14 protein-coding genes are annotated in these 13,128 nt (G+C 64.4%); 9 read left to right on the top strand and 5 right to left on the bottom strand.

What is annotated here, in order from left to right:
* Window positions 1-6 precede the first annotated feature (6 nt).
* The 6 genes from IEV38_RS07530 (at window position 7) to IEV38_RS07505 (ending at window position 6,525) form a co-directional block, all read left to right on the top strand.
* Entirely contained in the window at window positions 7-2,082 is a 2,076-nt protein-coding gene (locus tag IEV38_RS07530; RefSeq protein ID WP_188395584.1) for a TonB-dependent receptor, read from the top strand.
* A 166-nt stretch (window positions 2,083-2,248) separates the two neighbouring features.
* Window positions 2,249-3,646 carry an STAS domain-containing protein gene (locus IEV38_RS07525; RefSeq protein WP_188395583.1) on the top strand — a complete coding sequence of 466 codons (1,398 nt, stop codon included), beginning with the start codon at window positions 2,249-2,251 and terminating at the stop codon, window positions 3,644-3,646.
* A gap of 127 nt (window positions 3,647-3,773) precedes the next feature.
* A complete protein-coding gene (gene hslV, locus IEV38_RS07520) occupies window positions 3,774-4,310 on the top strand; it encodes an ATP-dependent protease subunit HslV (protein WP_188395582.1) in 537 nt (178 codons plus the stop codon).
* Window positions 4,311-4,324: 14 nt separating this feature from the next.
* Window positions 4,325-5,674, top strand: coding sequence for an ATP-dependent protease ATPase subunit HslU (gene hslU, locus IEV38_RS07515; protein ID WP_188395581.1), 1,350 nt, complete (start codon window positions 4,325-4,327; stop codon window positions 5,672-5,674).
* A gap of 37 nt (window positions 5,675-5,711) precedes the next feature.
* Window positions 5,712-5,906, top strand: a complete 195-nt coding sequence (locus IEV38_RS07510) for a hypothetical protein (protein WP_188395580.1) — start codon at window positions 5,712-5,714, stop codon at window positions 5,904-5,906.
* Window positions 5,907-6,177: 271 nt separating this feature from the next.
* The gene (locus tag IEV38_RS07505) at window positions 6,178-6,525 is read left to right on the top strand and encodes a cupin domain-containing protein (RefSeq protein WP_188395579.1); all 348 of its coding nucleotides are present in this window, start codon (window positions 6,178-6,180) and stop codon (window positions 6,523-6,525) included.
* A gap of 2 nt (window positions 6,526-6,527) precedes the next feature.
* On the opposite strand, the gene IEV38_RS07500 is transcribed toward IEV38_RS07505, so the two are convergent.
* From IEV38_RS07500 to IEV38_RS07480, 5 genes are all read right to left on the bottom strand, one after another.
* Window positions 6,528-7,523 carry an NAD(P)H-dependent glycerol-3-phosphate dehydrogenase gene (locus tag IEV38_RS07500; protein ID WP_188395578.1) on the bottom strand — a complete coding sequence of 332 codons (996 nt, stop codon included), beginning with the start codon at window positions 7,521-7,523 and terminating at the stop codon, window positions 6,528-6,530.
* 66 nt (window positions 7,524-7,589) lie between these two features.
* Window positions 7,590-8,033, bottom strand: coding sequence for an SH3 domain-containing protein (locus IEV38_RS07495; protein ID WP_188395577.1), 444 nt, complete (start codon window positions 8,031-8,033; stop codon window positions 7,590-7,592).
* A 45-nt stretch (window positions 8,034-8,078) separates the two neighbouring features.
* Window positions 8,079-8,582 carry a protein-export chaperone SecB gene (gene secB, locus IEV38_RS07490; RefSeq protein WP_188395576.1) on the bottom strand — a complete coding sequence of 168 codons (504 nt, stop codon included), beginning with the start codon at window positions 8,580-8,582 and terminating at the stop codon, window positions 8,079-8,081.
* Between the two features lie 90 nt (window positions 8,583-8,672).
* Window positions 8,673-8,936 carry a glutaredoxin 3 gene (gene grxC, locus IEV38_RS07485; RefSeq protein WP_188395575.1) on the bottom strand — a complete coding sequence of 88 codons (264 nt, stop codon included), beginning with the start codon at window positions 8,934-8,936 and terminating at the stop codon, window positions 8,673-8,675.
* A 2-nt stretch (window positions 8,937-8,938) separates the two neighbouring features.
* Window positions 8,939-9,424 carry a rhodanese-like domain-containing protein gene (locus IEV38_RS07480; protein WP_188395574.1) on the bottom strand — a complete coding sequence of 162 codons (486 nt, stop codon included), beginning with the start codon at window positions 9,422-9,424 and terminating at the stop codon, window positions 8,939-8,941.
* 35 nt (window positions 9,425-9,459) lie between these two features.
* On the opposite strand from IEV38_RS07480, the gene gpmA reads away from it, so the two are divergent.
* From gpmA to IEV38_RS07465, 3 genes are read left to right on the top strand one after another with little or no spacing between them, the layout of a single operon-like run.
* Entirely contained in the window at window positions 9,460-10,197 is a 738-nt protein-coding gene (gpmA, locus tag IEV38_RS07475; RefSeq protein ID WP_188395573.1) for a 2,3-diphosphoglycerate-dependent phosphoglycerate mutase, read from the top strand.
* A gap of 3 nt (window positions 10,198-10,200) precedes the next feature.
* A complete protein-coding gene (locus IEV38_RS07470) occupies window positions 10,201-11,619 on the top strand; it encodes a murein hydrolase activator EnvC family protein (RefSeq protein WP_371869850.1) in 1,419 nt (472 codons plus the stop codon).
* 2 nt (window positions 11,620-11,621) lie between these two features.
* Window positions 11,622-13,118 (top strand): S41 family peptidase, encoded by a 1,497-nt coding sequence (locus tag IEV38_RS07465; protein WP_188395572.1) that lies wholly within the window; start codon window positions 11,622-11,624, stop codon window positions 13,116-13,118.
* Window positions 13,119-13,128: the final 10 nt, after the last annotated feature.

Raw genomic sequence — 13,128 nt, 5'->3', positions numbered from 1 at the left:
CTATCCATGATTGCCCAACGTACCCTGTTGGCGAGCGCCGTCCTGTCCGCGCTGGCCACCATGTCCGCTTCCGCGCTCGCGCAAAGCGCATCGCAAACACAGCAGCCGCAGCAAACCCTGCCCTCCGTCACCGTCACGGCGACGCCCTTCAACGATACGCCGGACAACCAGATCCTGGCGCCGGCCAAGGTGCTGTCCGGCGACGAACTGCGCAACAAGCTCGGCGGTTCGCTGGGCGACACGCTTTCGCTCGAACCCGGCGTATCGGCCTCCGCCTTCGGCGCCGGCGCCTCGCGTCCCATCATCCGCGGCATGGAAGGTCCGCGCGTGAAGATCCTGCAGAACGGCATGTCGGTGCTCGACGCCTCCACCTTCTCCAACGACCATGCGGTCGCCGGTGAAGCGGCGACCGCGCGCCAGGTCGAAATCCTGCGCGGCCCGGCCTCGCTGCTCTACGGTTCGGGCGCCATCGGCGGCGTGGTCAACATCGTCAACGACCGCATCCCGACCGTACTGGTCGACAAACCCAGCGGCGAAGCCGAAGTGCGATACGGCACGGCCGATCGCGGCAAGCAGGTCTCAACCTCGGTTGATGCGGCCAGCGGCAACATCGGTCTGCATCTCGACGGCAACTTCCGCGATGCCGACGACTACAAGATCCCGGGCCGTGCCGATCTCGGCGATCCGGACTCGGCTTCCGGCAGGCTGCCCAACTCGTTCGCGCGCGCTTCCAGCCTCGGCTTCGGCGCCGCCTACATCCAGGACTGGGGCCACATCGGCGCGTCGGTCGGCGGCAACGACGACAAGTACGGCATCCCGACCGAGGAACGCTCGTTCATCACGCTCAAGCAGACGCGCTTCGACCTCGACGGCCTGCTGCGCAATCCGTTCGCCAACTTCGAATCGCTGCGCTTCAAGGTCGGCCATACCGACTACGAGCACACCGAACATCACGAGGACGGCGAACCGGCCGTGACCTTCAAGAACCGCGCGCTCGAGTCGCGCCTCGAGCTGACGCACAGGGAGCTGGCCGGCTGGCGCGGCACCTTCGGCCTACAGACGGAGAATTCGCGCTTCTCTGCACTGCCTGCCGAGCACGACGATGACCATGACGACGATGATGATGACGACCACGATCACGACCACGGCCATGCCACGGTGCCGCTGACCAAGACCGAATCGATCGCCGCCTTCATCCTCGAGGAACGCGATTTCGGCCCGCTGCGCCTGAGCGCCGGCGGCCGCGTCGAATCGGTCAAGCACAAGCCGGAGGCGGAATCCGCCCTGCCGTCGCGCGACTTCACGCTGGGTTCATACTCGCTGGGCGGACTCTGGAGCTTCACGCCCGGCTACGCGCTGGGCCTGACCGGCTCGGTGGCGCAACGCGCACCATCGGTCGAGGAACTGTATTCGGACGGACCGCACGAAGCGACCGCGACCTACGACATCGGCGACGCCAACCTGCGCAAGGAAACCTCGCGCAATCTCGAAATCAGTCTGCAGAAGACCGAAGGACTCGTGCGCTGGAAGGCCAACCTGTTCCACAACCAGGTCAAGAACTACGTTTATGGTCGCATGGGCGACACGGTCGACGATCACGGCCACGTCGAACCCGATGGCGAATTCACCGAACGCTTCTGGTCGCAGGGCGATGCGCGCATCCGCGGCGCCGAAGCCGAGGTCAGCTACAACCTCTACGGCGACGGCCTGTCGTTGCGCGGCTTTGCCGATACCTCGCGCGGCAAGCTGACCAACGGTGGCGGCAACCTGCCCCTGCAACCGACAACCCGTGTTGGCGGCGAAGTCGGTTACAAACAGGGCGACTGGCGTTCGGGCTTCAGCGTGCTGCATGCGAAGAAGCAGACACGCCTGGCCGGCTTCGAGGATTTCGCGGTTCCATCCTATACGCGCGTGGATGCCAATCTGTCCTATACGCAACGCATCGGCGCCTATCCGGTGACATGGTTCGCGATCATCAAGAATCTGCTCGACGACGATATCCGCCTATCGACCTCCGTTCTCCGCGAAGTCGCGCCGCTTACCGAGCGCAACCTGATCGTCGGCGTACGCACGCGTTTTTAAGACAAGTCCATCAAAAAATTGTGACAAATCCCGGCAACCGCACAAGTTTGCGGTTGCTTTGTGTTACCTTTTAGCAGTTCCGGAGCCGGCCTGCCAATCGTTGCAGGCGGCCTGCAACCCGGCATGCGCCACGCATCACGGCACGCCGCCGCATAACAGGAAACACGTGGGAATTTTCTCTTTATTCGGAAAGAAGGAGAAGGCGCCGGCCGGCCGCAAACCGGGCGGCGCCTCTTCGCGCAGCAAGGGACGCCAGGCGACGCCCCGCGACGACAGCGAGCGCATTCCGCCGCGCAAACCCTCGCGCGTCACTGCCGACAAGATCGATGCCATCGAATCGGAAATGTCGTCAGAGTTCGTGCAACCGCTTCCATTCAGCGGCAACACGCTGCCATTTCCGGCCGATGATCCGTTTCCGCTGACGACACCGCCAAGCAGCCTGCAGCCGCTTACCGTACCCGCACCGAACGCATCGCTCACGCAACAGACGCTGCCGCATGCGGGCTCGACCACCTCCCTGCTCCTGCATGCGGAAACCAGACCCGGCCCGGTCGCGCTGTCGGAGGCCGCGCCCGTCATCGAGGAAGCAGCCATCCTGTTCGCCAACGGCCAGACCAATACCATCGAACCGATTCTGCGCCACGCCATCGACAACGATGCGGCAGGCAGCATGCCGCTTTCCGTCTGGGGCATGCTGTTCGACCTGTACCAGATCACGGATCAACGCGAACAGTTCGAAAACCTGGCAGTCGATTACGCCAGCCGCTTCGAACGCTCGCCGCCAGCCTGGCGCGATCCCGGACATGACGATCGCACCCGGCCGGCAGCATCCAGGGGCGGCGCCACGCCAGGAGTCGCCTTCGGCGGCACGCTCGACAGCGGCATCGTCAAGCAGCTCGAACGCCTGCGCAATCTGTCCGACATGAGCGAGACGCTGCGCCTCGACTTCACGCGCGTCTCCGCGGTTGACCCGGTCGGCTGCGGACTGCTGCTCAACATCCTCAAGCGCCTGCAACGATCCGGCCATCATCTGATGCTGGCCGGCGCCGTTGAACTGACTGCAAAGATCCGCGCCATTCTCGCCGTCGGGCGGCGCGACGAAACCGAAGCGCCGTGGCTGCTGCTGCTCGAACTGCTGCGCCTGCTCAATCGCGAGACGGAATTCGAGGAAGCCAGCATCGACTACTGCATCACATTCGAAGTATCGCCGCCGGCCTTTGTCGCACCGCACGACACGGTGGTGGCGGGAACGGAAGAAGCTGCCGACACTCCGGACGACGAAGCGGCCGTCCGCTTTGCCATGCCGGCCGTGGTCAGTGCCGGCAACGACACCCTGCTGACGCAGGTCGTCGCCTTCGTCGAAGCGCATCAGCCGGCGGTACTCGACTGCACCCATCTGGTGCGCATGGATTTCTCCGCTGCCAGCCAGCTCTTCAGCGGCCTGATGCCGCTCATCAACAGTGGCCGCACCATCGAGCTGTACAATGCCAATCACTTCATCGCGGCGCTCTGCCACGTGATGGGTTTCCAGGACCTGGTGCGCATTCTGCCGCGCAATACCTGAACCTGATCTGCGGGCCTGCCGCCCTCTTTTTGTCTTGCAATCGGCGGGGCCGCCCCCACTTCTCCCGGAAACCCGCGCGGCCGCGACTGTGGCAAGCCGCATCCAATCATTGATCAAAGAGACACGCATGGAACAATTTCACGGCACCACCATCCTCTCTGTCCGGCGTGGCAACATCGTCGCGCTGGGCGGCGACGGTCAGGTCACGCTCGGCAACATCGTCATGAAGGGCACCGCGCGCAAGGTGCGCAAGGTCTATCACAACAAGGTGCTGGTCGGCTTTGCCGGCGGCACGGCCGACGCCTTCACGCTGCTCGAACGCTTCGAGGCCAAGCTCGAGAAGCACCAGGGACATCTGATGCGCGCCTCGGTCGAACTGGCCAAGGACTGGCGCACCGACCGCATGCTGCGCCGCCTGGAAGCCATGCTGCTGGTGGCCGACCGCGACAGCACGCTGGTCATCACCGGCAACGGCGACGTGCTGGAACCCAACGACGGCATCGGCGCCATCGGTTCCGGCGGCAGCTATGCGCAGTCGGCCGCCAAGGCGCTGTTCGAGAACACCGACCTGCCGCCGGCCGAGATCGTGAAGAAATCGCTGACGATCGCCGGCGAACTGTGCATCTACACCAACCTCTCGCACATCATCGAAACGCTGGACTGACAGAACATCACACCATGAACATGACTCCCCAGGAAATCGTCTCCGAACTCGACAAGCACGTGGTCGGCCAGGGCAATGCCAAGCGCGCGGTCGCCATCGCGCTACGCAACCGCTGGCGCCGCCAGCAGGTGGCCGAGCCGCTGCGCCACGAGATCACGCCCAAGAACATCCTGATGATCGGCCCGACCGGCGTCGGCAAGACCGAGATCGCGCGCCGCCTCGCCAAGCTGGCCGATGCGCCCTTCATCAAGATCGAGGCAACGAAGTTCACCGAGGTCGGTTACGTCGGCCGCGACGTCGATACCATCATCCGCGACCTCGCCGAGATCGGCATCAAGCAGACGCGCGAAACCGAGATGCGCAAGGTGCGCGCGCGCGCCGAGGACGCCGCCGAAGACCGCATCATCGATATCCTGGTGCCGCCGGCACGCGATTTCGGCTTCGGCAATGGACAGCCGAGCGCGACCGACAGCGACAAGAACGCCGGCAACAGCACGCGCCAGACCTTCCGCAAGCGCCTGCGCGAAGGCACGCTCGACGACACCGAGATCGAGATCGAGCTGGCCGAAGCCGCGCCGACCATGGAAATCATGGCGCCGCCCGGCATGGAAGAGATGACCGAGCAGATCAAGGGCATGTTTTCCGGCATCGGCGGCAATCGCAAGAAGGCGCGCAAGGTCAAGATCCGCGAGGCGATGAAACTGCTGATCGACGAGGAAGCCGCCAAGCTCGTCAACGAGGACGAACTCAAGCAGAAGGCGATCGCCAACGTCGAGCAGAACGGCATCGTGTTCCTCGACGAGATCGACAAGATCGCCACGCGCTCGGAAGTCGGCGGCGGCGACGTCTCGCGCGCCGGCGTGCAGCGCGACCTGCTGCCGCTGGTCGAGGGCACCACCGTCAACACCAAGTACGGCATGATCAAGACCGATCACATTCTGTTCATCGCGTCCGGCGCCTTCCACCTGTCCAAGCCGTCGGACCTGATTCCCGAACTGCAGGGGCGCTTCCCGATCCGCGTCGAACTGGAATCGCTGTCGATCGCCGACTTCGAGCGCATCCTGACCGGCACCGATGCCTGCCTGACGCGCCAGTACGAAGCCCTGCTCGGCACCGAGGACGTGCGGCTGGTCTTTACCCCGGAAGGCATCAAGCGCATGGCCGAGATCGCCTATTCGGTCAACGAAAAGACCGAGAACATCGGCGCGCGCCGTCTCTACACGGTGATGGAAAAACTGCTTGAGGAAATCTCGTTCGCGGCCGGCGACAGCGGCGCGCGCGAACTGCAGATCGATGCCGCCTATGTCGATGAGCGGCTGGGTGCGCTGTCGGTCGATGAAGACCTGTCGCGCTACGTGCTGTAACCGAATACGTGCCTCCCCGGAGGCACGTTTTATTGCCATGGCCAACAAGGCGCTCGCCAGACGACAGAAGCTCGTCATCCGTCTCGAACCCTCGCAACGCGCGCCGCGCAATCCCTATGCGGTGGCCGCAAAGCAGCGCGCGGCCGGACCGCACAAGGCATCGAACTCTGCACAGCGCCAGGCCCAGCAGCGCCTACTCAAGGCAAAGCTCAAGGAACCCGAAGACGATTAGGCTGTCCAGACAGCAGTACCTCGTCATTTGACGACGGCCCGCATCGCGGGTGTATGCTAGTGCACTGTTCCGCAAGTAGCTGTGCAAAAGAAATCGATGGATTCGCGTTCAGGGCAAGGCGCAAACCGCAGCGACAGCCAACTATCGCGAGGAGTTGCAACGCTGCCCTGGGCGCGAAGGCGCGATTTCATGTGCAGGTATTTGCGGAACAGTGCACTAGAACCTGCCGGCACTGGCGGCAGACACATCCACTTTCGTCGAGGAGAACAAGATGGCGCTACCGCATGCCTCATCCGGCCAGTTGATCGACATCAATCCGCTCGGCCCCCGCCTCGACGAGGCGCACTCCAACGCACTCTTCAAGACTTCGCAGCTCGAACTGATGCGGCTGGTCCTGCCGCGCGGCAAGGGCCTGCCCGAGCACACGGTGCCCGGCGCCGTCACGATCCAGTGCATAGAAGGCGAAATCGAACTGGAGGCGCACGGCAGGACGCAGAACATGCGCCCCGGCCAACTCGTCTATCTGGCCGGCGGCGAACCGCATGCGCTGCACGCGCTGGAAGATTCCTCGGTATTGCTGACGCTGCTGTTCCCGCATACGGAACACGCGGGCAACTGACCTCAGCCGTTCTCGACGCGCGGGTCGCGCGCCAGCAGGTTGGCGACCATCTCGCGCGGCGGCGTGCCGTCGAACAGCACGGCGGCCACCGCATCGGCAATCGGCATTTCCACCTTCAGCTTCGCGGCCAGCGCACGCACCGCCTGCGCGCAGCGCACGCCTTCGGCGACGTGCCCCAGTTCCGCCACGATCTGCTCGAGCGGCTTGCCCTGCGCGAGTCCCAGACCGACGCGCCGGTTGCGCGACAGGTCGCCGGTACAGGTCAGGATCAAGTCGCCCATGCCGGCCAGGCCGGTAAAGGTTTCGGCCCGCCCGCCGAGCGCGACGCCGAGCCGCGTGATCTCGGCCAGGCCGCGCGTGATCAGCGCCGCACGCGCATTGAGTCCGAGTCCCAGGCCGTCGGTGACACCGGTGGCGATCGCCAGGATGTTCTTGACCGCGCCGCCGACCTCGACCCCGGTCAGGTCGTCGGTCGAATAGACGCGCAGGTTGCGGCCGTGCACCGCTTCCACCACACGCTGGCGCAGGGCGGCGTCGGCCGAGGCGATCACCAGCGCGCCCGGCAACCCTTGGGCCACTTCCTGCGCAAACGAGGGGCCGGACAGCGCGCCGGTCGGCACGCCGTCGCCAAGGATGTCGCGCACGACCTGGTGCGGCAGCAGATGGGTTTCTTCCTCGAAGCCCTTGCACAGCCAGACCACGTGCGGAATATTGCGTCCCTTCAGGCGCGTCGCGATCGGCCGCAGGCCAGACAGCGAGGTCGCCACCAGCAGCAGTCCGTCGCTGCCGGCATGCGCGACGGCGGCATCGAAGTCGGCCGTCAGCGCCAGCCCGTCCGGCAAGGTAAAGCCCGGCAGATAGGCGCGGTTCTCGCGGCGTTCCTGCGCCTCGCGCATGCCTTCGGGTTCGCGTCCCCACAGCACGACCGCGTGCGAGGCGGCGAGGGAAATCGCGAGTGCCGTGCCCCAGGCCCCGGCGCCAAGTATGGTGATGTTCATGAAAAGATCGCGCCTACGAAAGAAAACGCGGCCAGCGGGCCGCATGCATCGTGCAGAACGGGGACGTCAGTCGCCCCAGACATCGCCAGCCTTCAGGTAGCCGCCGCTGCCGTCGGCATGCCGCACCTTGACCCAGCCAGCGTTGGCGGGCGCCGCCAGCTCGAACAGCACGCCCTTCTCCGCCGTTCCGGCCACCGGTGCAGTATCGGACGGCGCCATGCGCATCACGGCATGGTCGGCGGTGACGACCACCATGCGTCTGGCGACCAGCAGCCGGCTTTCGACCCACGACAGATCCGTGCTGGCATCGCGGATCTTGCTCCAGCCATCCTGCTCGAGGATGACTTCGACCGGCATGCCCTGCGGCGCGATGAAGACCTTGCGCGCGCGCTCGGTCGGCGCATTGTAGAGAATGGCCGGCTCCGCGCCGACCGAACGGTAGCTAGCGGCATGGGCCAAGCCACCCGTGGCGGCCACGCACAGCGCGAGCGCGGCACAGGCGCGGCGCATGCCGACCATCCGTCCGACATGCCGCGCCATCCGCATCGTCTGCCTTTAGTGCTTGGTCGAGGCGGACGAACCGTCCGGCATGACCAGGCCCGTACCTTCTTCCTTCTGCTGCTGTTCGGCCAGGGCCTGCAGGCGCTGCTGGTAGAACAGTTCGAAGTTGATCTCGCTCAGGTGCACAGGCGGGAAGCCGGCGCGCGTGATCATGTCGGCAATGTTGGCGCGCAGGTACGGATAGATGACGTTGGGGCAGCCGATGCCAAGCAGCGGATCAGCCTGTTCGTCGGGGATGTTGCGGATTTCGAAGATGCCGGCCTGTTTGCCTTCCACCAGGAACGCGGTCTTGTCCTTGACCTTGGCAGTCACGGTGATCGTCACGGTCGATTCATAGATGCCTTCGGCCAGTGCACGCGCGCCGACATCGACGGCTACCTCGATCGCCGGGGCTTCCTGCTCCAGAAAGATCTCGGGCGAGTTGGGTTGTTCGAGCGAGAGGTCTTTCAGATAGACGCGCTGGATCTGGAATACGGGTTGCAGGTTTTCGTCAGCCATGAAGGTCTTTCGTTTCAGTCAGAGGTGGATCGATTATGAAGGAAGGCGGGCAACTGCCCGCCTGATTGTTGCCGCAATACAAACTGTGGATCAGGCGCCCTGCAGCAGGGAATCGAGCTTGCCGGCGCGCTCGAGCGCGTTCAGATCGTCGAAACCGCCGACGTGCGTGTCGCCGATGTAGATCTGCGGTACCGTGCGGCGGCCGGTCTTTTCCATCATCAGCGCGCGCTGCTGCGGATCGAGATCGACGCGGATCTTCTGGATGTCGGCTATGCCCTTGGCCTTCAGCAGGCGTTCGGCCATCACGCAATAGGGGCATACGCCCGTGCTGTACATCGTTACCGCGGCAGTCATGATCACTCCTTTTTCTTGCTGACCGGCAGGCCCTGCGCCTGCCAGGCTTCGAGGCCGCCGAGCAGGCTGGAGGCCTGTTCGAAACCCTGTTTTTTCAGAAGTGAGGCTGCCTTGTTGGATTGCAAGCCCCGCGCGCAGACCGTGATCACGGGCCGGGTCTTGAACTTCTCGAGCTCGCCACTGCGCTCCTTGAGCACCTTGAGCGGAATATTTTTTGCATCCTTGACATGGCCGGCCGCGAACTCTTCCTCGCTGCGCACGTCAAGTATCAGGGCCTTGCCCTGATTGAGCAGTTGCGTTGCCTGCAAGGGTGTTACCTTTGCACCCGCGCGTTGCAGGGTATGAGCCACGAGGGCGCCGCCGGACAGCAGCACGATTGCCAGCAGGACCAGATTGTTGATGTCAGCAAAGAAATTCACGGTGTTCCAGTGGGTAGAAAGAATGTTCGCATTATAAAATAGAAGGCCGGACCGATCCGGATTCGGCATTTTGCATCAAAAATCCATCATCACCTATCAGACTCATGTACAAAATCGTATTGATGCGCCACGGCGAATCGACCTGGAATCTGGAAAACCGCTTCACGGGCTGGGCCGACGTCGATCTGACGGAGAAGGGTTGCGCGGAGGCAAAACATGCCGGCGTCCTGCTGCGCGAGGCCGGCTTCACCTTCGACCTCGCCTATTCGTCGATGCTCAAGCGCGCCATCCGCACCCTGTGGATCACGCTCGACGAAATGGACCTGATGTGGATTCCGGTGGTCTGCCACTGGCGCCTCAACGAGCGGCACTACGGCGCCCTGCAGGGCATGAACAAGGCCGAGACCGCGACCAAGTACGGCGCCGACAAGGTGATGCAATGGCGCCGCAGCTTCGACATCCCGCCGAGCCCGCTGAATGCCGACGACGAACGCACCTCCTACGGCGATCCGCGCTACGCCAACCTCAAGCGCGAGGAAATCCCGCTCGGCGAATGCCTGAAGGACACCGTGGTGCGCGTGGTGCCGTACTGGGAAGAAGTCATCGCGCCGCAGATCCGCGCCGGCAAGAACGTCATCATCTCGGCGCACGGCAACAGCCTGCGCGCCCTGATCAAGGAGCTCGACGGCATCAGCGACGAAGACATCGTCTCGCTCAACATTCCGAACGGCCGGCCCATCGTCTATGAGCTCGACGCCGACCTCAAGCCGATCCGCCACTACTATCTCGGCGAGGCCAGCACCACCGGCGCCGCCACCGCCGCAACCGGAACCGCCAAGTAACTCGTGCCCATCGCTTCACCATTCCGTCTCCGTTCTCCTGCCGACCTGCGGCACGCCCTGCTTTCCTGCGGCCTGCTGGCGGCCCTCGCGTTCGGTCTGCCGGCGCATGCGCAGAAGGAAACCGACCGCAGCAAGCAGAAGAAGGAAGCCGAGACCGAACGCGCCGACCTGCGCCGCCAGCTGACCACGCTCAAGCGCGAGATCGACCGTACCGAAAGCGCACGCAGCACGGCAGCCGATGCGCTGGCCGAATCGGAAGCCGCGATCTCGGACGCGCAGCGCAACCTGCGCGACCTCGGACGCGAGCAGCGTGAGACCGAAGCCAGGCTGGCCGAACTGTCGCGCCAGATGGCCGAATTGCAAAAGACAGTCGATGCGCAGCAGGCGCAGCTCGCCAAGCTGCTGCGCGAGCAGTACGTGGCCGGCAACGAGGACCGCATCAAGCTGCTGCTGTCGGGCGACAATCCGAACCGCATCAACCGCGAGCTGCAGTACATGGGCTACGTCTCGCGCGCCCAGGCATCGCTGATCGAATCGCTGCGCGAGAACCTGCACAAGCTCGAGGAAAGCCAGGAAAAGGTACAGAACGCCAAGACCGAGCTCGATGAGATCGCGGCCGAGGCGCGCGAACAGCACGCCATCCTGCAGAAGGAAAAGGCGCAGCACGCGACACTGGTGGCGCAGCTGTCGAGCAAGCTGTCGGCGCAGCGCAAGCAGGCCGGCACCATCGAGCGCGACGAACGCCGGCTCGGCACGCTGGTCAACCGTCTCAACGTGCTGATCGAACAACAGCGCAAGGCGGAAGCCGCCGCTGCCGAAAAACGCCGTCAGGAACAGTTGGCGCGCGCCAAGGCCGAGCGCGAACGGCGCGCTGCGGCAGCGGCCCAGGCCAACCGCCAGGCCGGCACCGCCACGCGCGACGCCGGCGGCCGCATCGCGCGGCCCGACGCGATCGAGGACGACGAACCGCCCGCCCAGGCCGTGGCACGCAACAGCCTGACGCCGCAGGCCGGCATGGCCGACGGCGCCTTCGCCGCCCTGCGCGGCAAGCTGCGCCTGCCGATCGCCGGCGACATCACGGCACGCTTCGGCAGCCGGCGCGGCGACGGTCCGACCTGGAAGGGACTCTTCATCCGCGCCGCCGAGGGCACCGAGGTGCGCGCCATCGCCGGCGGCCGCGTGGTCTTTGCCGACTGGCTGCGCGGCTTCGGCAACCTGATCATCGTTGACCACGGCAGCCAGTACATGACGATCTACGGCAACAACCAGTCGGTCCTGAAACGGCCGGGAGATGTGGTCAAATCGGGCGATGTCATTGCCAGCACCGGCAGCAGCGGCGGCAACGATCAATCGGGTTTATACTTCGAAATGCGGCATCAGGGCCGCGCGTTTGACCCGCTCGGGTGGGTAACTGTCAGGTGAACATGGGAACGAAACTCAAGAATATCGCTTTGGTCGGTCTCGGCATGATGGCCGGCGCCATCGGAATGGGGACGCAGCTCGACGCGATCGCGCAAAGAAATACCGGTTCACCGCTGCCGCTCGAGGAACTGCGCCAACTGGCCGACGTGTTCGGTCTGATCAAGTCCGATTACGTGGAACCGGTCGATGACAAGAAGCTGCTGACCGAAGCCATTTCCGGCATGGTCTCCTCGCTCGATCCGCACTCGGCCTATCTCGACAAGAAAGCCTTCAAGGAACTGCGCGAAGGCACGCAGGGCAAGTTCGTCGGCCTCGGCATCGAAGTCGGCATGGAAGACGGCTACGTCAAGGTGATCTCGCCGATCGAGGATTCGCCGGCATACAAGGCGGGCATCAAGGCCGGCGACCTGATCACGCGTCTCGATTCGACGCCGGTCAAGGGCATGACGCTGGACGAGGCCGTCAAGCGCATGCGCGGCGAACCCAATACCAAGATCACGCTGACCATCGCCCGCAAGGAAGAAGACAAGCCGGTGGTGGTGACCATCACGCGCCAGGAAATCCGCGTGCAGAGCGTCAAGTCCAAGATGGTCGAACCCGGCTATGCCTGGCTGCGCATCGCCCAGTTCCAGGAGCCGACCGTGGAAGACATGGCGCGCAAGATCGCCGCGCTCTACGCCGAGGATCCGAACTTGAAGGGCCTGGTGCTCGACCTGCGCAACGATCCGGGCGGCGTGCTGCCGGGCGCGATCGGCGTATCGGCCGCCTTCCTGCCGAAGGACGTGGTGGTGACCTCGACCAACGGCCAGCTACCCGATTCCAAGCAGACCTTCTATGCACGCCGCGAATTCTATGCAACGCGCGCAGTCGGCGATCCGCTGTCCAAGCTGCCGGCGGCACTGAAGAAGATTCCGATCGTGGTGCTGGTGAACTCGGGTTCGGCCTCGGCTTCCGAGATCGTGGCCGGCGCGCTGCAGGATCACAAGCGCGCCGTCATCATGGGCACGCAGACCTTCGGCAAGGGTTCGGTGCAGACCATCCGCCAGCTGTCGGCCGATACCGCCGTCAAGCTGACCACGGCGCGCTACTACACGCCGAACGGCCGCTCGATCCAGGCGCGCGGCATCGTGCCCGACCTGATGGTCGATGAAACGGCAGAAGGCGACGGCCTCAACGGCCTGCGCCTGCGCGAAGCCGACCTGCAGAAGCATCTGACCAACGACAAGGACAAGACACCCGAAGTCCACGCCGAGACCATCGACGAACTCGAGGAAGAACAGCGCCTGATCGCGCTCGAGAAGAAGCGCAAGCCGCTCGAGTTCGGCAGCAAGGAAGATTTCCAGCTGGCGCAGGCCTTGAACCATCTGAAGGGCCTGCCGGTGACGCTGTCAAAGGCCGCCAAGGTCGAAAGCAAGAAGGAGCCGACCATCAACGACCCGAACGCCGGCGACAAGAATGGTGGTGACAAGAACGGCGCCAAACCCGAGGATAAGAAATAAACCGGGATTG

Origin of the sequence: Oxalicibacterium flavum (assembly GCF_014635065.1) — a bacterium.
Classification (GTDB): domain Bacteria; phylum Pseudomonadota; class Gammaproteobacteria; order Burkholderiales; family Burkholderiaceae_D; genus Oxalicibacterium; species Oxalicibacterium flavum.
This window is presented reverse-complemented; position numbering and strand designations above follow the sequence as displayed.

Excerpts from the sequence above, each read along its gene's own strand:
- secB (WP_188395576.1), bottom strand. The coding sequence starts at position 8,582 with ATGGCTGACGAAAACCTGCAACCCGTATTCCAGATCCAGCGCGTCTAT.
- hslU (WP_188395581.1), top strand. The coding sequence starts at position 4,325 with ATGAACATGACTCCCCAGGAAATCGTCTCCGAACTCGACAAGCACGTG.
- IEV38_RS07480 (WP_188395574.1), bottom strand. The coding sequence starts at position 9,424 with ATGCCGAATCCGGATCGGTCCGGCCTTCTATTTTATAATGCGAACATT.
- IEV38_RS07510 (WP_188395580.1), top strand. The coding sequence starts at position 5,712 with ATGGCCAACAAGGCGCTCGCCAGACGACAGAAGCTCGTCATCCGTCTC.
- IEV38_RS07505 (WP_188395579.1), top strand. The coding sequence starts at position 6,178 with ATGGCGCTACCGCATGCCTCATCCGGCCAGTTGATCGACATCAATCCG.
- grxC (WP_188395575.1), bottom strand. The coding sequence starts at position 8,936 with ATGACTGCCGCGGTAACGATGTACAGCACGGGCGTATGCCCCTATTGC.
- IEV38_RS07500 (WP_188395578.1), bottom strand. The coding sequence starts at position 7,523 with ATGAACATCACCATACTTGGCGCCGGGGCCTGGGGCACGGCACTCGCG.
- IEV38_RS07530 (WP_188395584.1), top strand. The coding sequence starts at position 7 with ATGATTGCCCAACGTACCCTGTTGGCGAGCGCCGTCCTGTCCGCGCTG.
- hslV (WP_188395582.1), top strand. The coding sequence starts at position 3,774 with ATGGAACAATTTCACGGCACCACCATCCTCTCTGTCCGGCGTGGCAAC.
- IEV38_RS07495 (WP_188395577.1), bottom strand. The coding sequence starts at position 8,033 with ATGCGCCGCGCCTGTGCCGCGCTCGCGCTGTGCGTGGCCGCCACGGGT.
- IEV38_RS07465 (WP_188395572.1), top strand. The coding sequence starts at position 11,622 with ATGGGAACGAAACTCAAGAATATCGCTTTGGTCGGTCTCGGCATGATG.
- gpmA (WP_188395573.1), top strand. The coding sequence starts at position 9,460 with ATGTACAAAATCGTATTGATGCGCCACGGCGAATCGACCTGGAATCTG.